This window comes from Jiella endophytica (genome assembly GCF_004519335.1).
GTDB classification, from domain to species: domain Bacteria; phylum Pseudomonadota; class Alphaproteobacteria; order Rhizobiales; family Rhizobiaceae; genus Jiella; species Jiella endophytica.
Genome location: NZ_SOZD01000001.1, coordinates 851343 through 873909 on the forward strand (window position 1 = coordinate 851343; position 22567 = coordinate 873909).

The 22567-nt window shown below is 65.2% G+C and carries 22 protein-coding genes; 13 read left to right on the plus strand and 9 right to left on the minus strand.

Going from position 1 to position 22567, the window contains the following annotated elements; genetic code table 11:
* Nucleotides 1–564 precede the first annotated feature (564 nt).
* Nucleotides 565–3417: an Rne/Rng family ribonuclease gene (locus E3C22_RS03975; RefSeq protein WP_134760417.1), complete on the plus strand. Its 2853-nt coding sequence runs from the start codon at nt 565–567 to the stop codon at nt 3415–3417.
* A gap of 698 nt (nt 3418–4115) precedes the next feature.
* Here E3C22_RS03975 and E3C22_RS03980 read toward each other — a convergent pair.
* The 5 genes from E3C22_RS03980 to pdxH form a co-directional block, all read right to left on the minus strand.
* A complete protein-coding gene (locus E3C22_RS03980; protein WP_134760419.1) occupies nt 4116–5516 on the minus strand; it encodes an NAD(P)(+) transhydrogenase (Re/Si-specific) subunit beta in 1401 nt (466 codons plus the stop codon).
* Nucleotides 5517–5528: 12 nt separating this feature from the next.
* Entirely contained in the window at nt 5529–5957 is a 429-nt protein-coding gene (locus E3C22_RS03985; RefSeq protein ID WP_134760421.1) for a proton-translocating transhydrogenase family protein, read from the minus strand.
* Complete coding sequence (locus E3C22_RS03990) at nt 5957–7162, minus strand: Re/Si-specific NAD(P)(+) transhydrogenase subunit alpha (RefSeq protein ID WP_134760423.1); 1206 nt, start codon at nt 7160–7162, stop codon at nt 5957–5959. Before E3C22_RS03990 ends, E3C22_RS03985 begins: the two co-directional genes overlap by 1 nt.
* Before the next feature lie 73 nt (nt 7163–7235).
* Nucleotides 7236–7436, minus strand: coding sequence for an aa3-type cytochrome c oxidase subunit IV (locus tag E3C22_RS03995; RefSeq protein ID WP_245514750.1), 201 nt, complete (start codon nt 7434–7436; stop codon nt 7236–7238).
* 149 nt (nt 7437–7585) lie between these two features.
* Nucleotides 7586–8206: a pyridoxamine 5'-phosphate oxidase gene (gene pdxH / locus E3C22_RS04000; RefSeq protein ID WP_134760427.1), complete on the minus strand. Its 621-nt coding sequence runs from the start codon at nt 8204–8206 to the stop codon at nt 7586–7588.
* 66 nt (nt 8207–8272) lie between these two features.
* Here pdxH and E3C22_RS04005 point away from each other — a divergent pair, with 66 nt between their 5' ends.
* The 4 genes from E3C22_RS04005 (at nt 8273) to E3C22_RS04020 (ending at nt 11490) form a co-directional block, all read left to right on the plus strand.
* A complete protein-coding gene (locus E3C22_RS04005) occupies nt 8273–8692 on the plus strand; it encodes an RT0821/Lpp0805 family surface protein (protein ID WP_167591623.1) in 420 nt (139 codons plus the stop codon).
* Between the two features lie 158 nt (nt 8693–8850).
* Complete coding sequence (locus E3C22_RS04010; protein WP_134760431.1) at nt 8851–9819, plus strand: DnaJ C-terminal domain-containing protein; 969 nt, start codon at nt 8851–8853, stop codon at nt 9817–9819.
* A 121-nt stretch (nt 9820–9940) separates the two neighbouring features.
* The gene (gene fabI, locus E3C22_RS04015) at nt 9941–10762 is read left to right on the plus strand and encodes an enoyl-ACP reductase FabI (protein ID WP_134760433.1); all 822 of its coding nucleotides are present in this window, start codon (nt 9941–9943) and stop codon (nt 10760–10762) included.
* Nucleotides 10763–10878: 116 nt separating this feature from the next.
* On the plus strand, nt 10879–11490 hold the full coding sequence (locus E3C22_RS04020; protein WP_245514751.1) for a histidine phosphatase family protein: 612 nt from the start codon (nt 10879–10881) through the stop codon (nt 11488–11490).
* 110 nt (nt 11491–11600) lie between these two features.
* On the opposite strand, the gene E3C22_RS04025 is transcribed toward E3C22_RS04020, so the two are convergent.
* The gene (locus E3C22_RS04025; protein WP_134760435.1) at nt 11601–11777 is read right to left on the minus strand and encodes a YdcH family protein; all 177 of its coding nucleotides are present in this window, start codon (nt 11775–11777) and stop codon (nt 11601–11603) included.
* 213 nt (nt 11778–11990) lie between these two features.
* On the opposite strand from E3C22_RS04025, the gene E3C22_RS04030 reads away from it, so the two are divergent.
* The 8 genes from E3C22_RS04030 (at nt 11991) to proX (ending at nt 19033) form a co-directional block, all read left to right on the plus strand.
* Entirely contained in the window at nt 11991–12194 is a 204-nt protein-coding gene (locus tag E3C22_RS04030) for a YdcH family protein (protein WP_134760437.1), read from the plus strand.
* Between the two features lie 2 nt (nt 12195–12196).
* Nucleotides 12197–12688: a 5-(carboxyamino)imidazole ribonucleotide mutase gene (purE, locus tag E3C22_RS04035; RefSeq protein WP_134760938.1), complete on the plus strand. Its 492-nt coding sequence runs from the start codon at nt 12197–12199 to the stop codon at nt 12686–12688.
* Nucleotides 12685–13773 (plus strand): 5-(carboxyamino)imidazole ribonucleotide synthase, encoded by a 1089-nt coding sequence (locus E3C22_RS04040; protein WP_280987453.1) that lies wholly within the window; start codon nt 12685–12687, stop codon nt 13771–13773. The genes purE and E3C22_RS04040 overlap by 4 nt, the downstream gene beginning before the upstream one ends.
* Nucleotides 13774–13946: 173 nt before the next feature.
* Nucleotides 13947–14072 carry a type B 50S ribosomal protein L36 gene (ykgO, locus tag E3C22_RS04045; RefSeq protein ID WP_084411784.1) on the plus strand — a complete coding sequence of 42 codons (126 nt, stop codon included), beginning with the start codon at nt 13947–13949 and terminating at the stop codon, nt 14070–14072.
* Between the two features lie 136 nt (nt 14073–14208).
* Nucleotides 14209–14997: a tetratricopeptide repeat protein gene (locus tag E3C22_RS04050; RefSeq protein ID WP_134760441.1), complete on the plus strand. Its 789-nt coding sequence runs from the start codon at nt 14209–14211 to the stop codon at nt 14995–14997.
* Between the two features lie 395 nt (nt 14998–15392).
* The gene (gene proV / locus E3C22_RS04055) at nt 15393–16598 is read left to right on the plus strand and encodes a glycine betaine/L-proline ABC transporter ATP-binding protein ProV (protein WP_134760443.1); all 1206 of its coding nucleotides are present in this window, start codon (nt 15393–15395) and stop codon (nt 16596–16598) included.
* Nucleotides 16591–17880 carry a glycine betaine/L-proline ABC transporter permease ProW gene (proW, locus tag E3C22_RS04060; protein ID WP_245514753.1) on the plus strand — a complete coding sequence of 430 codons (1290 nt, stop codon included), beginning with the start codon at nt 16591–16593 and terminating at the stop codon, nt 17878–17880. Before proV ends, proW begins: the two co-directional genes overlap by 8 nt.
* 103 nt (nt 17881–17983) lie before the next feature.
* Complete coding sequence (gene proX, locus E3C22_RS04065; protein ID WP_134760445.1) at nt 17984–19033, plus strand: glycine betaine/L-proline ABC transporter substrate-binding protein ProX; 1050 nt, start codon at nt 17984–17986, stop codon at nt 19031–19033.
* Between the two features lie 208 nt (nt 19034–19241).
* Here proX and E3C22_RS04070 read toward each other — a convergent pair whose 3' ends face one another.
* The 3 genes from E3C22_RS04070 to E3C22_RS04080 all read right to left on the minus strand — a co-directional run bounded on the left by E3C22_RS04070 (nt 19242) and on the right by E3C22_RS04080 (nt 22550).
* Nucleotides 19242–20003, minus strand: a complete 762-nt coding sequence (locus E3C22_RS04070) for a helix-turn-helix domain-containing protein (RefSeq protein ID WP_134760448.1) — start codon at nt 20001–20003, stop codon at nt 19242–19244.
* Nucleotides 20004–20670: 667 nt separating this feature from the next.
* Complete coding sequence (pyk, locus tag E3C22_RS04075) at nt 20671–22107, minus strand: pyruvate kinase (RefSeq protein ID WP_134760450.1); 1437 nt, start codon at nt 22105–22107, stop codon at nt 20671–20673.
* On the minus strand, nt 22104–22550 hold the full coding sequence (locus E3C22_RS04080) for a DUF1036 domain-containing protein (RefSeq protein WP_425364956.1): 447 nt from the start codon (nt 22548–22550) through the stop codon (nt 22104–22106). Before E3C22_RS04080 ends, pyk begins: the two co-directional genes overlap by 4 nt.
* Nucleotides 22551–22567 lie beyond the last annotated feature (17 nt).

The window sequence follows — 22567 nt, forward strand, 5'->3', positions numbered from 1 at the left end:
GAAACTCGGCGAGCGTGCTGGCCGCCAGAGAAATGCGCTCTGCGAACGCCTGCCGAACGGGCAGTGCCCTTGTCATGGTCAATATCCCGTCATAAAAGCAGGATCGAGGAGTGAGGTGGCGGGAAATCCGCGTCGCCGGCAAGAGGTTCGGTCCCGAACGCAGGCGCATTGCCGCCGGTGACGGATGCCGACCCGCCCGAGAGGCGATGCCGCGTCCTACCACTTCCGACTCATGTCGAGGTTTTCGGTCGATGCCGCAGTCGCACTGCGATCGACACGCTTCATCGTTCGGCTTGCGTGTCCCGCAGGGGGCGCATCCGAAACGTTTCATCGGCCGCCCTGGAGCGGTCATCGATTGTTACAAGGTCGTGTATTTGCCGCAGTCATCCAGGTCTCATCGCTCATCATTGCCCAGTGTCCGCCTCGTCGCGGCCGGTCATCAGCGCGGGATCATCGAGTCGCGGGTCCAGAGCACGATCCAATCGGGCTCGCGCCCTTCAAAAGACCGCCAGGCGATCAACTGCCGGATGCGTGTCCCTTGCGCGAGCGCCGGGGAGTCATCTGATGGCAAACAAAATGTTGATCGACGCGTCCCACCCGGAAGAGACGCGCGTCGTCGTCGTCCGCGGTAGCCGGATCGAAGAGTTCGATTTCGAATCGGAACACAAGAAACAGCTCAAGGGCAACATCTATCTCGCCAAGGTCACGCGGGTCGAACCCTCGCTGCAGGCCGCCTTCGTCGAATATGGCGGCAACCGCCACGGCTTCCTCGCCTTTTCCGAGATCCATCCGGACTACTACCAGATTCCCAAGGCCGATCGCGAAGCGCTGATCGCCGAGGAACTGGCGCGCAGCGACGAGGAGGACGAGGCCGACGAGCCGAAGGCGAAGCCGAGCCGCGGGCGTGGTCGCTCGCGCAGCAAGCCTGCCGCCCGCACCGATGCCGACAGCGTGTCCGAGCCGGTCACCGAAGCCGGCGAAGGGACGCCGGGCGAGACGAACGACGATGACGCGACGATCGAGGCGCGCGCCCCCGGCTCCGAGGAGTCCGGCGAGCCTGTCGGTGACCTCGGCGAGGCCGTCGAAACGGGCGACTCCGACGACGAGGAGAACGGCGAAACCGCCGATTCCGACGAGGGCGAAAGCCGTGGCCGCAAGCCGCGCCGCAGCCGGCGCAGCCGCGGGCGCGGCCGGGATTCCGACGGCGATTCCTCCGACGACGATGGCGACGAGCCCGAGGAGATCGACGACCTCGGCTCCGAGGACGCGATGGAGGAAGTGCCGGTCCGCCAGGCCAGGCCGCGCAAGCAGTACAAGATCCAGGAGGTCATCAAGCGCCGCCAGATCCTGCTCGTCCAGGTCGTCAAGGAAGAGCGCGGCAACAAGGGCGCGGCGCTGACCACCTATCTTTCGCTCGCCGGGCGCTATTCGGTTCTGATGCCGAACACCGCCCGCGGCGGCGGCATTTCCCGCAAGATCACCAACGCCACCGATCGCAAGCGCCTGAAGGAGGTCGTGCGCGACCTCGACGTGCCGCGCGGCATGGGCATCATCCTGAGAACCGCCGGCGCCAACCGCACCAAGGCGGAGGTCAAGCGCGACTACGAATATCTGATGCGGCTGTGGGAGACGGTGCGCACCGTCACCCTCTCCTCGATCGCCCCTGCCCTCGTCTACGAGGAAGGCAGCCTGATCAAGCGATCGATCCGCGACCTCTACAACAAGGACATCGACCAGATCCTCGTCGCCGGCGAGGGAGGCTACCGCGAAGCGAAAGACTTCATGCGGATGCTGATGCCGAGCCAGGCCAAGGTCGTCCAGCCCTATCGCGACCCGACGCCGATCTTCGCGCGCCAGGGCATCGAGGCGCAGCTCGACAAGATGCTGCAGCCGCATGTGACGCTGAAGTCCGGCGGCTACATCATCATCAACCAGACCGAGGCGCTGGTCGCCATCGACGTCAATTCCGGCCGCTCGACGCGGGAGCATTCGATCGAGGACACCGCCTACCAGACCAATCTGGAGGCAGCCGAGGAGGTCGCGCGGCAGTTGCGCCTGCGCGATCTGGCGGGCCTCATCGTCATCGACTTCATCGACATGGAGGAAAAGCGCAACAACCGCGCCGTCGAGAAGAAGATCAAGGACTGCCTGAAGAGCGACCGGGCCCGCATCCAAGTCGGCCGGATCTCGCATTTCGGGCTTCTCGAAATGAGCCGGCAGCGCATCCGCGCCAGCGTGCTCGAATCGACCATGCAGCCCTGCCCGGTCTGCGGCGGCAACGGTCATATCCGCTCGGCCTCCTCTCTGGCTCTGCACGTCCTCAGAAGCATCGAGGAACACCTGCAGAAGCAGGCGAGCCACGACCTCATCGTCAAGGTTCCGACGGCGACGGCGCTCTATGTCCTCAACGAGAAGCGCAAGCGCATCGACGAACTCGAGCAGCATTACGGGCTGAAGATCATCATCGAGGCCGACGAGAGCGCCGGCCACCAGGCGGTGACGATCGAGCACGGCGCACCCGCCGAGCAGCCGGTCGTGCGCCAGATCGCGGTCAATCCGGAATCGGTCATTGCCGAGGACGAGGTTGAGACCGTCGAGGAAGAGGCCGTCGAGGAGATCGAGGCAAAGTCCGGCGACGAGCAGAAGGACGAGGGCGACGGCAAGCGCCGGCGCCGGCGCCGCAGGCGGCGGCGCGGCGGCGGCGACGATGGCCAGAACGCCAGGTCCGACGCCGATTCCGAGGCGAACGACGACGCGAGCGACGATACCGACGACAGCGACTCGGACGACAGCGACGACGAGACGGCCTCGGACGACGGCGATCGCGGTTCGCGCCGGCGTCGGCGCGGACGTCGCGGCGGGCGCCGCCATCGGGACCAGAATGGCGACGATACCGGCACTGGCGACGAGGCAATCGCCGCAGCCGATGCCGGTGGAACGCCGGTCGAAGCGGCGGACGGGCCGGAAATTGCCGCCGGAGGCGATTCGACCGAGGCGGCGCCGACGGTCGAGGTGACGGAAACGCCGGTGACCGAGATAGCTGTGACGGAAACCCTGGTTTCCGCCGAGCCGGCGACGTCCGAAGAGATCGTAGCCGAGCCGCCCGTCGAGACCGTCGAGGCGGCCCCCGAGGTGACCACCGCCGAGACCACGGAAGTCGCTGCGCCTGCAGAGCCGGCGGAAGCCGTCGTCGATGCGGAAACGGGCGCTGGCGAGGCGGAGACTGTCGAAGCCTCGAGCGACGGGGCTGCCGCTCCGTCGGCGACGGCCGACCAGCCGGCCGCCAACGACGACGCGCCGGAGCCCGCAGCCGAACCGCGCGAGCCCGTGGTGACGTCGTCGAGCGGCGACGAGGCGAATTCCGAGGAAGCCAAGCCGCGTCGCACCGGCTGGTGGGCACGCCGCAGTTTTTTCTGAGAATCTTCGGGCTCGGCCAATAGGCCGGGCCCGAAGGGTTTTTGGGGGCGGAAGGCTGCGGATGGATCGCAGCCTTTCAGGGCGTCACCGTGATGTGAGTTGGTCTGGCCAATCGTCTCACGGGACGAACTTCACGAGTGCCGCAGGCATTGCCGTAAGACGGCGACATCAGCCACCGAGGCGTTGCAACCCGCCGTCAGCCCAGTCGCGCGGCTGAGCCCTAGATGATCGCTACGGGTCTCCGATTTGGCGTGAGGCCCAACCCGAGGCCGGGATGACGCTCCTGTGAAAGTGGATGCGCCGGTGTCCTCGGTCATTGCCACGGCAACCGTGTCGCAGCCGAAACGACCCGCAGGCTTGGCCCAGATCGCGACTGAGCCGGGGTGACGGTCGATGGTGGCGGACGATCCGTTTCTGCCCTCGCTCTATCTGTCGACGAACGGTCCTGCCCTTCACTCCCGGTGCGAGACTGGGACTGGGAAGTCGGACAGAAGGTGAGGATTGACCGATCTCTCGGCCCGTCGCCGCTTCGCCCATTGGCCGTCTGACGCACCGGAGTCCCGGGCGTATCTGCGCCGGCCTTTGGGGGCAGGGCTGCGGCGGGGCAGGACCTGGACGAGACCCGGTTCGTCGTCGAGGCTGATCCCCAGCCCCACGAACCGGTTGGGTAGCCTCGCTGCCAGCGAGCCCGCCGCAGCCTAGCGATCGAGCGCCTTGACGATGTCCTCGACCATCTTCTTGGCGTCGGCGAGCAGCATCATCGTGTTGTCCTTGTAGAACAAGGTGTTGTCGATGCCGGCATAGCCCGAGCCGAGGGAGCGCTTGACGAACAGGCAGGTCTGCGCCTGGTCGACATTGAGGATTGGCATGCCGTAGATCGGCGAGGTCTTGTCGTCACGCGCCGCCGGATTGGTGACGTCGTTGGCGCCGATGACGAAGGCGACGTCGGACTGCGAGAACTCCGAATTGATGTCCTCGAGCTCGAACACGTCGTCATAGGGAACGTTCGCTTCGGCAAGGAGCACGTTCATGTGTCCCGGCATGCGACCCGCCACCGGATGGATGGCGTATTTCACCTCGACGCCCTCCTCTTTCAGCTTGTCGGCCATCTCGCGCAGGGCATGCTGCGCCTGGGCGACGGCCATGCCGTAGCCGGGGACGATGATGACCTTGGAGGCGTTCGCCATCAGATAGGCGGCGTCCTCGGCAGATCCCTGCTTGATCGTCCGGTCGCCCATGTCCTCGCCGCCCGCCGGACCGCTCTCGCCGCCGAAGCCGCCGAGGATCACCGAGATGAAGGAGCGGTTCATGCCCTTGCACATGATGTAGGAGAGGATCGCGCCGGACGAGCCGACCAGCGCGCCGGTGATGATCAGCGCCAGATTCTGCAGTGTGAAGCCGATGCCGGCGGCAGCCCAGCCGGAATAGGAGTTCAGCATCGACACGACGACCGGCATGTCGGCGCCGCCGATCGGGATGATCAGGAGCACGCCAAGGGCCAGCGAGACGAGCACCACCAGCCAGAACAGCGCGTGGCTCTCGGTGGCGGCGAACCACACCACCAGGACCACCAAGAGGACGCCGAGGGCGATGTTGATGGCGTGGCGCTGCGGCAGCATGATCGGCTTGCCGCTCATCCGCCCGTCGAGTTTCAGGAAGGCGATGACCGAACCGGTGAAGGTGATCGCACCGATGGCAACGCCGATCGACATTTCGACCAGCGCCTGGCCGTGGATCGCCCCGATGGCGCCGATGCCCATGGATTCGGGCGCATAGAGAGCGGCGGCCGCGACCATGACGGCGGCAAGGCCGACCAGCGAATGGAAGGCGGCGACGAGCTGCGGCATCGCCGTCATGGCGATGCGCCGAGCGATGATCGCACCGGCGGTGCCGCCGATGGCGATGCCGACGACGATCAGCGCGAAGCCGCCGAAGGACGGGCCGGCGAGGAACAGCGTGGTCAGGATGGCGATTGCCATGCCGACCATGCCCATCATGTTGCCCTGACGGCTGGTCGTCGGATGCGACAGGCCCCTCAGCGCCAGGATGAACAGGACGCCAGAGACGAGATAAAGGAACGCGGCGGTGCTTTCAGACATGTCTCATCCGCCTCACTTCGACTTCTTCTTGTACATCCCCAGCATGCGCTGGGTGACGAGGAAGCCGCCGAAGATATTCACCGAGGCGAGGATCAGCGCGACGAAGCCGAAGCCGGTGGCAAGCCCAGAGGCTGACAGGCCGACAGCGAGCAGCGCGCCGACGACGATCACCGAGGAGATCGCGTTGGTCACCGACATCAGCGGCGTGTGCAGCGCCGGGGTGACCGACCAGACGACATAGTATCCAACGAAGATCGCCAGGATGAAGATCGCGAAATGGAAGACGAACGGGTCGACGCCGGTGGCGGCATGGCCCGCGGCCGCAGTCGCATCGCCGACACCCTCGCCGATCATCCGCTCGACGCCGGTGCGGGCATCGCGGATCGCCGCCCCCGCCTCGTTCAGGCGCTGCAGCGTATCCCTCGCCGTATCGCTAGCCATCAGTTCCCTCCCCCGGCCGCCGGCGTCTTTCCGGTCGCCGTCTCCGTTGCGGCGGCGGCATTATCGCCCGGCGCGGCAGCGGCCTTTGCAAAATTCGGATGCACCACCTTGCCGTCGCGGGTCAGAAGCGTCGCCTTGACCAGTTCGTCGTCGAAGTCGATCTTCAGCGCGCTGCTTTCCTTGTCGAGCATGGTCTCGAGAAAGGCCGAGAGGTTCTTAGCATAGAGCAGCGAAGCGCTCGCCGAGACGCGGCCGGGAACGTTGGCATAGCCGATGATCCGCGCCGGGCCGACCTCGGCGATCTGGCCGGCCACCGCACCCTCGACATTGCCGCCGCGCTCGACCGCGAGATCGACCAGCAGCGAGCCGGGCCGCATCGCGGCGACCATTTCCGCCGAGACGAGCTTGGGTGCCGGGCGTCCGGGGATCAGCGCCGTGGTGATGACGATGTCCTGCTTGGCGATGTGGGAGGCGACGAGTTCGGCCTGCTTGGCCTGATACTCCTTCGACATCTCCTTGGCATAGCCGCCGGCGGTCTCGGCCGCCTTGAACTCATCGTCCTCGACGGCGATGAACTTCGCGCCGAGGGATTCGACCTGCTCCTTGGCGGCAGGACGGACGTCCGTCGCAGTCACCACCGCGCCGAGGCGACGGGCGGTGGCGATCGCCTGCAGGCCGGCGACGCCGGCGCCCATGACGAAGATGCGGGCGGCGGGAACCGTGCCCGCGGCGGTCATCATCATCGGGAAGGCCCGGTCGAATTCATGCGCGGCATCGATCACCGCCCGATAACCTGCAAGGTTCGCCTGGGAGGAGAGGACGTCCATCACCTGCGCACGGGTGATGCGGGGCATCAGCTCCATGGCGAAGGCGAGAATGCCGGCATCGGCCATCGCCTTCAGCGCCGCGTCCTCGCCGTAGGGGTCCATGATCGCGATGACCACGGCGCCGGACTTGTAGGCAGAGAGTTCGTCAGCCGCCGGACGGCGCACCTTCAGGACGACATCCGCCGTACCCGCATCGGACGCGCTGCCGATCGTCGCACCCGCCGCCTCGAAGGCTTCGTCGGTGACGCGCGACCTGGCGCCGGCGCCGGCCTCGACGACGATCGCGGCACCCCGGCCGATCAGTTTCTTGACGGTATCCGGCGAGGCTGCGACGCGCGTTTCGCCGTCGGCCGTCTCTTTCGGAACGAAAATTTTCATGCCGCGGCTCCTCCCCTGCCAACTCACATGCCGACCGGCGACGTCCCGTGTTCGGGATCGGGCCGGGCAAGGGTCAGCGCAGGGCGAAGAAGCCGATAGCGAGTGCGACGATGAAGGTGAGGACCGAGGCGATGACGCCGCTGCCCATGATCAGCCCGACCATCATGCCGAGGAGCAGCGCCACGACAATGACCGTGCCCCATTTGAACAGGCCGATGAAAAGCGCGTAAGTCCTTTCGTGCTGCGGATAATCCATCTCAGCAGCTGTCGACATGTCGACGTTGATTTCCCCGGCCATGGCCACCCTCCACTCAAATCCCGTCTCTGGCATACACGAAACCATGCGAGGCTGGCAACGAAGAGTCGCGGCTCGTCGCAAGACTTTCCTGCCCTTACGCCAAGGATGCTCTAAGGACGTTCAGATCAGGGAAACAGCCGGGCGACGTCCCAGGGCTGGTCGAGCGCGGCCCGGGTGAAGGCGATTCGGTCGTGCAGCCGGAAGGCGCCGTCCTGCCAGAACTCGATCGACAGCGGCCGCAGCCGGAAGCCGGACCAGTATGGCGGCCGCGGGATCTCCTTTTCCCCGAAGGTCTCGCCGAATCGTTCGACCTCGGCGACGAGATGGTCGCGATCGGCGAGCGGCCGCGACTGCTGCGACGCCCAGGCACCGATGCGGCTGCCGCGCGGGCGGCTGGCGAAATAGGCGTCGGCCTCGGCCTCACCGACGATCTCGACCGGCCCGCGCAGGCGAACCTGCCGGCGCCGGCTCTTCCAGTGGAAGCACATCGCCGCCTTGCGGGTGGCGAGAAGCTGCTGCCCCTTGGCGCTGTCGAAGTTGGTGTAGAAGGCAAAGCCTCGCTCGTCGAAGCCTTTGAGGAGCACCATGCGCACATCGGGCAGCCCGGCCTCGTCCACCGTGGCGAGCGCGAGAGCGTTCGGATCATTGGGCTCGCTCTCACCCGCCTCCTGCAGCCACCGGTCGAAGAACGCTACGGGATCCGGCCCGACGACGGTTTCATCGAGTCTTAAGGGTTCTTCGGTCATCTGTGTTACTGCCTCGGAATTGACTGGCCGGCTTCGCTTCGCCGAGCTGAACGAAATATGAGATCCATGCTGCGATACAAGACGGTCTGGCTCGTTGCTCTGACGGCAAGTCTCGGCGGCTGCGTCGTCGCCGGCCCGAGCGTCGAGGAGACGCTGCTCGATCCGACCGTCACCGGCTCGGTCGAGCCGCAGCCGAAGCCCGCCGATCTTCCAGCCGATTCCGATGTCGCCTCCGACCGGCGAATCGTTCGCAACGCCGTCTCCTCTGCCGATCTCGAGAAGGGCGGCGGCCGCTATGCCTGGTCGAACCCCGAAACCGGATCGTCCGGCGTCATCGTGGCGCTCAGCCAGGAACGCGACGGCGACAATATCTGCCGCTCCTTCGAGACGCTCCGCCAGCGCTTCGACGGCATCGCGCTCTATCAGGGCCGCGCCTGCAGCGTCGGAGCCGGCGAATGGGCGCTGCTCGAATTCGCCAAGCGCTGATCCTGCCTGTCGGCAGCACGGAAAAACATCCGGAACGACAACTGTCTGCCGCGGCGATCTTCAATTTGCCGGCACCAGCGATCATATAGGAGACGATTCCGACGGTGCGGGGACGCACCGCCTCCCCCGATCTGCCCAAGTGAAGGAACAGACAGCCTATGCGCGATCCCTACGCCGTGCTCGGCGTCGCGAAGTCGGCGAGCGAAAAGGAGATCAAGTCCGCCTTTCGCAAGCTGGCGAAGAAATACCATCCGGACGCCCATTCCAACGATCCGACCGCCGCCGCTCGCTTCAACGAGGCGAACCAGGCCTATGAGATCCTTGGCGACAAGGACAAGCGGGCGCAGTTCGACCGCGGCGAGATCGACGCCGAGGGCAAGCCGAAGTTCCAGGGTTTTGCGGGTGGCGATCCGTTCGGCGGCGCCGGCCCGTTTGCCGGCCAGCGGGCAAGGCCTGGCGGGTTCGAATACCGCTCGTCCACCCGGGCCGAAGACTTCGACGCCGACAGCATCTTTTCCAGCCTCTTCGAAGGCGCCTTCGGCGGCGCCGGTGCTGCGGGTGCCAAGCGCACGACGGCGAGCGGCGGCTTTTCCGGCGCGCGACGCGCCGCCTCGAAGGGCGCCGACATCGCCGCCAATCTCAGCATCGACCTCGAGGACATCGTCTCGAATGAAAAAGTCGAGGTGGCCTTCGCCTCCGGCAAGAAGCTGGCGATCCGCCTGCCGCTCGGCGTCGAGGACGGCCAGACCATCCGGCTGCGCGGCCAGGGCCAGCCGGCGCCGGCAGCCGGCAGCGAGCCTGGCGACGCGCTGATCACCATCCGATTCTCCCCGCATGCCCGCTTCAGGGTGGACGGCCGCGACCTTCGATGCGGCGTCGACGTGCCGCTGCGCACCGCCGTCCTCGGCGGCCGGGTGGAGGTCGATACGCTGGACGGCCGGGTGGCGCTCAACGTTCCGGCCTGGACGAATTCCGGCAAGACCTTCCGCTTCAAGGGCAAGGGCCTGACCACCAAGGAAGGCGGCCGCGGCGATCTCTACGTCAAGGCCGAGATCGTCCTGCCGAAGGGCGACCGCGAACTCGAGGAACTGATGCGCGAACGCTCGAACGAGCCCGCCGCAAGCTGACCGTCACCGGCGCAACACTGGCGTGCCACGCCGGTGCTGCACCTGCTTGATGCACCCTGCCCTCTGTGCCATACCCCCGCCGCACAAAGATTTATCAGAAATCCATCGAGGGACACGCGCCATGGCTGCATCATACGGTCTGATGGAGGGCAAGCGCGGTCTCGTCATGGGGGTCGCCAACAACCGATCGATCGCCTGGGGCATCGCCAAGGCTCTCGCCGACGCCGGCGCGGAGCTGGCACTGACCTATCAGGGCGACGCCCTGAAGAAGCGCGTCGCGCCGCTCGCCGAGGAACTCGGCGCCTTCGTCGCCGGCCATTGCGACGTCACCGACGAGACCACGATCGACGCCGTCTTTGCCGAACTCGAGGCGAAGTGGGGCAGGATCGACTTCGTCGTCCACGCCATCGCCTTTTCCGACAAGGACGAACTGACCGGCCGCTACGTCGAGACCAGCCGCGAGAACTTCCGCAAGACCATGGACGTCTCGGTCTATTCGCTGACCTCGATCACCGCCCGGGCCGAAAAGCTGATGAACGAGGGCGGTTCGATCCTGACGCTGACCTATTACGGCGCCGAGAAGGTGATGCCGCACTACAACGTCATGGGCGTCGCCAAGGCGGCGCTCGAGGCTTCCGTGCGCTATCTCGCGGTCGACCTCGGCAAGCAGGCGATCCGGGTCAACGCCATCTCGGCCGGGCCGATCAAGACGCTTGCCGCCTCCGGGATCGGCGACTTCCGCTATATTCTGAAGTGGAACGAGTACAATGCCCCGCTGAAGCGCTCGGTGACCATCGACGAGGTCGGCCAGTCGGCGCTCTACCTCCTCTCCGACATGTCCCGCGGCGTCACCGGCGAAGTGCATCACGTCGACTGCGGCTACCATACGGTCGGCATGAAGGCGGTCGATGCCCCGGACATCTCGGTGGTCAAGGACGCCTGATTCCGCAGAAGCTGCCGGATCGACCGGTCCGGCGCCCGCATCGCAAGCATCGAACAGCCGCCGCCGCGCTGGCCCGAGGTCGGGCGCGGCCCATTCAGCGTGGACACCACCCCTCGATGAAACACGACGCCCTGCGGCACATGCCGGAACTCTATATCAGCCGGCACGGCCAGACCGACTGGAATGCCGAGGGCCGGCTGCAGGGCCAGGTGGAGGTGCCGCTCAACCGGCTCGGCGAGGCGCAGGCGCGGCGCAACGGGCGCTATCTCCTCAACGTCCTGAAGACTCGCGCCAGCGAATTCCGCTTTGTCGCGAGCCCGCTCGGCAGGGCCTCCCACACGATGCGGATCATCCGCTATGAGCTCGGCCTCGATCCGGACGGCTTCGAGACGGACGCGCGGCTGATGGAGCTCGACTTCGGCGGCTGGGGCGGCTCGACCATGACCGAGATCGCGACGTTCGACGCCGAGGGCATTCGCCGACGCAAGGCCGACAAATGGGGATTTGTGCCGCCGGGCGACGGCGCCGAATCCTACGCCATGCTCGCCGAGCGGGTTCGGCCTTTGTTTCAGGCGATCGACCGGCCGACGGTGATCGTCGCCCATGGCGGCATCGCCCGCAGCTTTCTCGCGCTCTATACCGGCCTCGACGGCCAGGAGGCGGCCCGCATCGGCATCCCCCACGACCGGCTGCTGCATGCGGCCAGGTCGCGCATCGAGTGGGTCTGACGCCGAGCAAATGCAAAAAACGGCAAGAGCGCGCACAAAAAAAGGGCCCATGGCGGGACCCTGACAGGTCCGGACGTGGCTTGCGCCACGCCCGGCTTTAGATATTCGACTTAGTGCTCGGCGCGCCGCAGTCGCTCGATTTCTTCCTTGAGCCGCAGCTTCTTCAACTTCATCTCCCTGATCTCCGCATCGCTCATGGCTGGCTTTGAGGCAAAGGCTGCCGTAATCTCTTGATCGAGGGCAGAATGGCGCTGCTCCAGCGTCGTGATGTGGGTGTTCAAGGACATGGGCATCTCCCTTCGAGAGTTGGGTCCGGCACGCCAGACTTGAGCCGTGACTGAAACCCGGCGAGCGTGTCATAAAACCTTGGTACTGTCGAACGGCGAAACAAGGTTCCGGCGGGTCAACTGACCGGGCGGTTTACAAATTTTGAAGGTGTGGCAAGAGCTTCGATGTGGCCGGCTGACGGTCCCGCGGCGAAGTGTCTCGAAAGGGTACAGATGGGGGAACAGGAGCAGGCGGCGCTCAGGCTGGAAGTGGCGAGGCTTCGCCAGGACCACGCGGATTTCGACGCGGCGGTCGAGGCAATGGAGGCGATGGGCTGCGACCGCCTGCGCGTCCAGCGCATGAAGAAGAAGAAGCTCGCCATCAAGGACAAGCTGCAGGACCTCGAGGATCAGATCATACCGGACATCATCGCGTGAGCATGCCGAAATCTCCCGTCGCCATCATCATGGGCAGCCAGTCCGACTGGCCGGTGATGAAGAACGCCGCCGATACGCTGGATCGTCTCGGCGTCGGCTATGACGCCCGCATCGTCTCGGCCCACCGGACGCCGGAGCGACTCTACGACTTCGCCAAAGGTGCGCGCGCCAAGGGGTTCAAGGTGATCATCGCCGGTGCCGGCGGTGCCGCGCATCTGCCGGGCATGACGGCGGCGATGACGCCGCTGCCGGTGTTCGGCGTGCCGGTCGAGAGCCGCGCTCTGTCCGGCAAGGACAGCCTTTTGTCGATCGTCCAGATGCCTGCCGGCGTGCCGGTCGGAACTCTTGCCATCGGCCGTGCCGGTGCCGTCAACGCGGCGCTGCTGGCGGCGGCGGTCCTCGCGCTGTCGGACGAGGCTCTCGCAGAGCGCCTCGACGCCTGGCGCGATGCCCAGACGGCGGCGGTCGAGACCAGCCCGAGGGACGAATCGTGAGCGGCTTCCCGCTCCGGCCCGGTGCCACCGTCGGCATCGTCGGCGGCGGTCAGCTCGGCCGCATGCTGGCGCTTGCCGCGGCGCGCTTCGGCTACAGGATCGCCGTCCTCGACCCCGATCCCGGCTGCCCGGCCGCCCAGGTCGCCAGCACCATGATCGTCGGCCCCTATGGCGACGGCGCCCTGCTCGCCCAGCTCGCATCGGTCTCGGACGTCGTCAGCTACGAGTTCGAGAACGTCGCCGTCGAACCCTTGCGCAAGGCGCTCGGCGACACGGTGCTGTCGCCGCCTGCCGAAGCACTCGAAGTCTCCCAGGACCGGGTGGTCGAGAAGGCGTTTCTCAACGGCATCGGGATCGCCACCGCCGAGTGGCGGGCGATCGACGCGCCGGACGAGCTCGGCCACGCGCTTCTCGATCTCGGCGGCGACTGCATCCTGAAGACCCGCCGTTTCGGCTATGACGGCAAGGGGCAGGCGCGCATCAACGCCAAATCCACCTTCACCGACGCTTTCGAAAGCATCGGCAAGGCCCCGGCGATACTCGAAAAGATGGTGCCCTTCGCCTTCGAGATCTCGGTGATCGCAGCCAGGGGTCGCGATGGTGCGATCGTCGCCTATGATCCGGCCGAGAACGTCCACACGCTCGGCATCCTGAAATCCTCGACCGTGCCCGGTCGGGTGACCGGCGAACTCGCCAGGGCGGCCCGGGAGATCGCCGGCCGGATCCTGTCCCACCTCGACTATGTCGGCGTCATCGGCATCGAGTTCTTCGTCGGCAAGGACGGCGCGCTCTTCGTCAACGAGATCGCGCCGCGGGTGCACAATTCCGGCCATTGGACGGAGGCGGCCTGCCTCGCTTCGCAATTCGAGAATCACGTCCGGGCGATCGCCGGCCTGCCGCTGGCAAGCCCCGAGCGGCATTTCGACTGCGTGATGGATAACCTCATCGGCGATGATGTCGAGCGCTTCGACGACCTCGTCGCCGCACCGCGGAGCGTCGTCCATCTCTACGGCAAGAGCGAGGTGCGCCGCGGCCGCAAGATGGGTCACGTCACCCGCGTGACGCCGCTTTCGAGCGGCGCCTGAGCGGCTTTAAGCGGGCAGTTGATGACCGCTTTGTGCCGGACGGCAGATTGACATCGATCCGTCTTCTGGCTATCTGGCTGGCATCAGTCCCGGCGCACCCGAAATGGTGCGCCTTTCATTGTGCGGCGGAGCGGAAGGATCCCGATCGTCGCGACGATCGATCCGGTGAAGTCATGAAGATCAAGAATTCCCTGAAGGCTCTGAAGTCCCGCCACCGCGCCAACCGCATGGTTCGCCGCAAGGGACGCATCTACATCATCAACAAGGAAGCGCCGCGCTTCAAGGCCCGCCAGGGCTGACGCGCCGCGCCGGGCGACGCCCGGACGCGCCTTGCTTGCAATGCATCGACCCGCCCGCAGTCCGCTGCGGGCGGGTTTTCGCGTTTCACGCATTCGTCAAATTGACAGTAGCCCGGCGATGAAGGAGTCTTCGCCGATGCGGTTGACGATGCTTCTCGCCTCGGTGATTCCCCTCGCCTTTGCGCTGCCGGCGATTTCGGCGGCGCAGGAGACGCCGAATCTGACCTTGCCCGACGGGCCACCCGCCGACGAGGAGGCGCCCGGGGCCGAGCCTGGGGGGCGGGACGACAATTCCCCGATGATCGTGCCGCCGCCGGACGAAGCGCCCGATACGGCGCCGGACGCCTTCGGGAGCGATCCCCTTGCCGAGGACGACACGCCGGACGAGGCAGCCCCCGCCGATCCGAAAAATCCCGCCGTCGCCGACAAGCCGGACGAAACTCGCGAGGAAAAGATCGAGCGGCTGTTCTCCGAGCTTCGCAAGCAGGCGGACGGCAGCAAGGCCACCCGGATCGCCGCGCGGATCGAGCGCGAATGGCGCCGCTCCGGCAGCGCCACCGTCGATCTCCTGATGCAGCGCGCCGCCAAGGCGATGGCCGACAAGAACAATGCCGCGGCGCTCGACGTGCTCGACCAGACGCTGGTCCTCGACCCCGGCTATGCCGAGGCCTGGAACCGCCGGGCAACGCTGAACTTCACCATGGACCGCTGGGGCCGCTCGCTGGCCGATATCGAGCAGACCCTCGCCCGCGAGCCGCGCCACTGGGGCGCCCTGATGGGTCTCGGGATGATCCTCGAGCGTCTCGACGAGAAGCAGAAGGCCTTCGACACCTACATGAAGGTGCTGGCGGTCTATCCGGCGCTGAAATCCGCCCAGGATGCCGCAGCGCGCCTCGCCGACGACCTGACCGGCCCGGCGATCTGAACCGCTGCCGGCGAGCCTCTGGAGCATCGGGCGCCAGCAGGACGCATCAGGGACCCTCCAACTCACTGAATCACCGCATCGTGCTCTCCGACAATCGATTCCGATTTTCGGGCCGATGCCGTGGCTTTCGTCGCTTTTCCTTCAGGGCCGCTCGCGTGCCGGCCGGCCTCGTCATGGGTGATCGCCCGTCCTCGGCACGGCTTCCTTCGCGCCGGATTTTCCGTTTGATCCGGGCAGGATAGCCCAATCGCGACGGACAAATGGTCACCGACAGGGCGATCCCGCAACCTGGCGAGACTCGACAGAACAGCCATAATTGGCTAGCTACCCCGCATGATCTTCCCAGATAGCAGAGACCTTCGTCGCCGCGCGTCATCGAATTCGAGGCCCTCGATTTGAGTGAAACAGACGCGCTCACCGTAAGAAATCTCTTCAAAGTGTTTGGAGAGCGACCGCAGGAAGCGATCGAACTCTATCGTTCCGGCAAGAACAAGGACGAGATATTCTCGGAAACCGGGATGATGCTTGGCGTATCGGACGCCAGCTTTACAGTTCGCGAGGGTGAAATCTTTGTCGTCATGGGCCTATCGGGCTCCGGCAAGTCGACGCTCGTGCGGATGCTCAACCGGCTGATCACTCCCTCTTCCGGGGAGATCCTCGTCAAGGACAAGGACATCGCGAAGATGTCCGACAAGGAGCTGATCGAGTTCCGCCGCAAGCATGTGTCGATGGTGTTCCAGTCCTTCGCGCTGCTGCCGCATCTGACCGTCCTGCAGAACGCCGCCTTCGGCCTCGAGCTTTCCGGGGTCGATGTTCCCACCCGCGAGAAGCGCGCCGGCGAGGCGCTCGATCAGGTCGGCCTCGCACCTTACGGCGGCGCCTATCCGAACGAGCTCTCCGGCGGCATGCAGCAGCGCGTCGGGCTTGCCAGAGCACTCGCCAACGATCCGTCGATCCTCCTGATGGACGAAGCCTTCAGCGCCCTCGACCCGCTGATCCGCACCGAGATGCAGGACGAACTCCTCGCCCTTCAGGCCGAACAGCGCCGGACGATCGTGTTCATTTCCCACGATCTCGACGAGGCCATGCGGATCGGCGACCGGATCGCCATCATGGAAGGCGGTCGCGTCGTCCAGGTCGGCACACCCGACGAGATCCTCAACGATCCCGCCGACGATTATGTCCGCTCGTTCTTCCGCGGCGTGAACGTCACCAACGTCCTTTCCGCCGGCGATATCGCGGCGAAGCGCCAGGTCACGATCTACGAGCGCGACGACAATCTGCGCGGCGCACTGAAGCGCATCGCCGAGGCCGATCGCGATTTTGCCTATGTCATCGACGCAAAGCAGCGATTCCACGGCGTCGTCTCGGCGGCATCGCTCGAGGCGGCGCTGCACGAGAGCGCCCCGAGCATGCAGAGCGCCTTCCTCTCCGGCGTGACGCCGCTGAAGGCAGACACCAAGGTCGGCGAGATCATAACGCCGGTGGCCGAGGCGCCATGCGGCCTGCCGGTGGTCGACGACGATGGCCGCTATCTCGGCGTCGTCTCGCGCAGCCTGCTTTTGCAGGCGCTGGATCGCGCGGAGACGGCCCATGACTGAGTTCTCCATGACCGACACCCTCAATCCATCGGGCGAGACGGCGGGCGCGCAGGACGCGACCCTTGTCGCCCAGAACTCCAACCCCTGGGCCTCTGGCTCGTCGGATGGCGGAAGCTCCGCCGGCGGCGATGCAGCCGGGTCCGCCGCGAGCGGAACCGATGCCGCGGGTGCTGCCGGTGGCGGCGCGCCGGATGCCGGGGCCGCAGCATCGAACCCTTGGGGCGGCGGCACCGGCGACGCGGCAGGCGCTTCGGGTGGCGGGGGCGCCGATGCCGCCGCGACGCCGGACTGGCTCTCCAACGTCGCGCCTGCGCCGGAGCAGCATTTCCATCCGCTGCATCCGTTCGATCATGCGGTGATCCCGCTCCAGAGCTGGGTCGAGCATCTCCTCGACTGGGTGGTCACGAACTTCCGGCCGCTGTTCCAGGCGATCCGCTGGCCGATCGACACGGTGCTGTCCGGCGTCAACTCCATCCTGCTCGGTACGCCGTCGCTGCTCATGCTGGCGATCATTGGCCTACTCGCCTGGCAGCTCGCCGGTCCGCGCCTTGCCGTCGGCGCGATCGTGGCGATGACGTTCATTGGGCTGATCGGCGCCTGGAGCCAGGCGATGGTGACGCTTTCGCTGGTGATCACGGCGGTGTTCTTCTGTGCCGTCATCGGCCTGCCGCTCGGCATCTGGGTCGCCCGGAACGACCGCGTAGCCGGCATCGTGCGGCCGATCCTCGACGCCATGCAGACGACGCCGGCCTTCGTCTATCTGGTGCCGATCGTCATGCTGTTCGGCATCGGCAACGTTCCAGGCGTCGTGGTGACGATCATCTTCGCCCTGCCGCCGCTGGTCCGCTTGACCAATCTCGGCATCCGCCAGGTGCCGAAGGACCTCATCGAGGCGGCCCGTTCCTTCGGCGCTTCGGACCGCCAGCTGCTCTACAAGGTGCAGCTGCCGATCGCCATGCCGACGATCATGGCAGGGCTCAACCAGACCCTCATGCTGGGCCTGTCGATGGTGGTGATCGCCTCGATGATCGCCGTCGGCGGCCTCGGACAGATGGTGCTGCGCGGCATCGGCCGGCTCGACATGGGCCTCGCCACCGTCGGCGGCATCGGAATCGTCATCCTGGCGATCATCATCGACCGGATGACGCAGTCGCTGGGCGTCTCGCGCCGCGAGCGCGGCAATATCGCCTGGCACGACACGGGGCCGATCGGCCTCGTCAAGCGGCTCACCGGCCGCGCCGCGAGCAGCAGCAAGACCGCCGGCGCAGCCAGGCAGGCCTGAGACTTCACGGCGGCCGGCACAACAGCCGGTCGCGCATCGAAGGTGACCGTGGCCGACCGTTCCGGCGCCGCGGACACATGCATCACAGACAAGGAGATCGTAGATGACCAAGCCGATCCGCAAATCCCGTCTCAAGGCGCTCGCCGCCTCCGCCGGCCTCGCCGCGATGCTCGCCAGCGGCGCCGCCAGCGCCCAGAGCGCCGACAAGCCGGGCGAAGGCGTCACCGTCGTGCCGCTGAAATCCTCGCTCGCCGGCGAGACCTTCCAGACCGAACTGGTGATGAAGGCGCTCGAGGCGCTCGGCTACGACGTTCAGGACATCAAGGAGCTGGAATATGCGACGGGCTACGTCGCGCTCGCCAATGGCGACGGCACATTCATGGCCGACAGCTGGGATCCGCTTCACGAGGACTTCTTCCAGGAAGCCGGCGGCAAGGACAAGATCTTCCGCAAGGGCGTCTTTTCCGACAACGCGCTGCAGGGCTATCTCATCGACAAGAAGACGGCCGAGGCGAACGGCATCACCAATCTCGGCCAGCTGAAGGATCCGAAGATCGCCAAGCTGTTCGACACCAATGGCGACGGCAAGGCCGATCTCGCCGGCTGCACCCCCGGCTGGGGCTGCGAGAAGGTGATCGAGCACCAGCTCGACGCCTTCGACCTGCGCGACACGGTGACCCACAATCAGGGTTCCTATTCGGCGATCATCGCCGACACCATCGCGCGCTACAAGGAAGGCAAGCCGATCCTCTACTACACCTGGACCCCCTACTGGGTTTCGGGCGTGCTCGTCCCGGGCAAGGACACGGTCTGGCTGAACGTGCCGCATTCCGCCCTGCCCGGCTCGCGCAAGGACGTCGACACCGCGCTGCCGGACGGCTCGAACTACGGCTTCCAGGTCAACGAGCAGAAGATCGCCGCCAACAAGGAGTTCACCGACTCCAACCCGGCGGCCGCCGAGCTGTTCTCGATCATGAAGGTGCCGGCCAACGACATCAGCGCCGAGAACCTTCTGATCCAGAAGGGCGAGGACAGCGAGGCCGACATCGAGCGGCACGCCGACGCCTGGATCAAGGGCCACCAGGACACCTGGGATGGTTGGCTGAAGCAGGCCCGCGACGCCGCCGACGGCGACAGCGCCTCGGCCGAGTGATGCGGGCCGCAAGGACCTGAAAATGCAGCGGGCGGCCCTTGGGCCGCCCGTTTCATTTCAACCCGCGGGCCTACATCGCGACGCCGGTGTCAGTAGCCTTGCTTCGGGATAGATGCGTTCGGGCTGCCGCGACCAGCATAGGTGTGACTTTCATTTTCCTGTCCACCTGACCGCGCCGCGTTGAAACTTCGTGCATAAATTCGCGGCTCTAGGAAACGCATATATTCTTGATCACCCGCGTTGCGATTGTCTGCAGTTGGTCCTGAGCGAAAGCGAACTGATCGTGACAGACGTCCAACAATCCGATCTTGTCTTTGAAGTCGAACTCGTCACTGTGTTCCGCAACCTTTTGAAGAAAAACGGGGCAATGAGTAGGAAGAAAACAGGTCACACTATCGCTTTGAGTTAGTATGGATCCACGTATAATTCGTTCCGCCTCGCGCATTTTAAGACCTGTGATCAGTCGCACGGACCCTTGATATATTGTTACAAAGTGAAGCAAGTTCGTGTAAGCGCTAAAGCAAACAGGTCCAGAATAGCTCTCATTCTGCGCCTTTTCGCTGTCAAAGTACTCTGAAAACCTAAGGCAGCTTTCGGCGTCGCTCCAATGAATCTTTACGACAGTACGAAATATCTTGTCTTCGGATTGAAACGCAAAGCGATAAAGGAGGTAATATCCAGCGTAGTTGCCATGGCTCAGATAAGAATAGCCGCCATAATCTGCCGCATTCCAAACCGAGAGCGGCTGCATGTCGTCGAAATGTGCCGGATTCACATCGAGCGCTTGGCAGATATCACCGATTGTTCGATCTCGTGCACCCGCTCCAGACAGGACGTTACGGATTGTTTTTTCATCATATCCCGTCCTCTTCGCCAGTTCCGACTGAGACCAACGCTTGCATCGCCGAGCTTGGTCCAAGGCCAGCCCGATCCGCTGCCGCGCTTCCAGAGCTGCCGAGCGTTGCAACATGAGATGCCTCCGCGGACATTCCGGATTTTTTTATACCGTTCCGGAAGAATTCGGACTTTATCTTCCCACAATTTCCCGAAAACGCAACGCCGAAATCCGAATCCGGTTTTCTCTTGGCGGTTTGAAGGATTTTGCCGTTCGATTATGCGGCGATTTTCCGAAAATCTCCAACGGAATATCCTGATTTTCCGCTGTGAACTCTGAGGGTCATAAATATCTCTAGACTTAGCCTCACGAGTACGAGGGAAACCGTTAGCCCGTGGCAGCCAACCGAAGGCTAACTTCGACAGTGGAGGAAGAAATGACTAGATCGCTCGGAATCGCTGCAAATATTGCGACGATCGCAGCAGTGTTTTTGCCAATTTTTTTGCCGACCGCAAAAAATCCGACGAATATCTACAACGAATACAAGATCTGTACACCGTACCGCCCTTCAGAGAGCGGCTGGCTACCCTACACGGTTGTTTGATCGCAAAATTGCCTCAAACCTATCGTTGAAGCGAAAGGACGGCTACATGTAGCCGTCCTTCTTGGTGCTGACCGGGGGCGTTTGTCAGATGTCCAAGCTTTCGTTTCGCTAAAAGACAATCGGCGGAAACTCCACTTCCGTTGGCTTCCCCGGTCGGCGCCAATAATATTTGGCGTGACGAAACTGCTTTCGGAGTGACTATACCGCCGACAGGCCGTCGGAGCCGATATAGGCGATCCGCAGCATGTTGGTCGCGCCGGGCGTCCTCAGCGGCACGCCGGCGGTGACGATGACCCGCTCGCCGGACTTGGCATAGCCTTCCTCCACCGCGATGCGGCAGGCCCTGTCGACCATGTCGTCGAGATCCTGCGCGTCCTCGGTGACAACGCAATGCATTCCCCAGACCAGCGACAGCCGCCTGGCAGTTGCAAGCACCGGCGACAGCGCGATGATCGGCGTCTGCGGGCGCTCGCGGGCGGTGCGAAGGCCCGTGGTGCCGGTGGCGGTGTAGGTGACGATCGCCGCGACGCCGAGCGTCTCGGCCATCTGCCTTGCCGCGAGCGAGACGGCATCGGCGCCGGTCGGCTCGGGCTCCGGCCGCTGGGCGAAGATGATGCCCGGATAGAGCGGATCCTTTTCGACCCGCTGGGCGATCCTGTCCATCATCGCGACCGATTCGATCGGATACTGGCCGGCGGCCGATTCCGCCGACAGCATGATCGCGTCGGCGCCCTCATAGACGGCGATCGAGACGTCGGAAACCTCGGCTCTCGTCGGGACCGGCGCGGAGATCATCGATTCGAGCATCTGCGTCGCGACGACCACCGGCTTGCCGGCACGCCGGGCGGCGCGGGTGATCCGCTTCTGGATGCCGGGCACAGCCTCCAGCGGCAGTTCGACGCCGAGATCGCCGCGCGCCACCATGATCGCGTCGGAGAGCTCGATGATCTCGTCGAGCCGCTCGACCGCCTGGGGCTTTTCGATCTTCGACAGGAGGAAGGCGCGGCCGCGGGCGATCTTGCGCGCCTCGGCGAGATCGTCCGGCCGCTGGATGAAGGACAGCGCCACCCAGTCGACGTTTTCCGCCAGCACCGCGTCGAGATCGGCGCGGTCCTTGTCGGTCAGCGCCCCGGTGGACAGCGTCGTGTCGGGCAGCGATACGCCCTTGCGGTCGGAGATCCGGCTGCCGGCGACGACCTTGCACTCGATATGGTGCTTGTCGGTGGCGGTGCATTCGAGCTGCAGCCGGCCGTCGTCAATCAGCAGCCGGTGGCCGACCTCGACCGCCTCCAAGATCTCGGGATGCGGCAGCTGCACGCGGGTCTTGTCGCCCGGCGCCGGATTGTCGTCGAGGGTGAAGGTCTGGCCGAGTTCGAGATCGACCTTGCCGTCGGAAAACTTGCCGACGCGCAGCTTCGGGCCCTGCAGATCGGCGAGGATGCCGATCGGCCGCCCGAGATCGGCCTCGACCTTGCGGATCCGCTGCACCAGCGAGCGCATCAGATCGTGGTCGGCGTGGCTCATATTGATGCGGAAGACGTCGGTCCCCGCCTCGTGCAGCTTGCGGATCATCTCCTCGGACGAGGAGGCAGGCCCCAAGGTCGCGAGGATCTTGACCCTTCGGTTGCGTCTCATTCTTTCCCCGATTCGCTTCTGGGTGCTTCGGTGAGCTGCACCATCCAGCTCGCCTGTTCACCGGTGTCGTATTCCCGGAACCCCATGCGCTGATAGCCGCGCTTCAGGCAGTCCTTGCGGCCGGTGATCTTGAACTCGTTCTCGGCGATGCAGAGGTTGATCTGGCCGGCCCAGCGGCTGCGGCCGTCGGCGTCCTCGGCATAGACATAGTAGTAGCGCGAGGAGAGAGGCCCCTCGATGATCGACTTGCAGGTGGTCGCCGGTATGCGCCACCAGCCCTCCGTCGTCCAGCCGGACTCAGCGCGATAGCCGATGGCGACGCCGACCAGCGACTGGGTGCCGTTGCACACCCGGAAGTCGGCCCGGGCCGCGACGGCGGTCAGCGGCGCGCCGAGCGCGAAGAGGCCGGCGGCCATCATGGCCAGGCGAATGGTCTTCGGCATCGCCCGGAACACGCCTG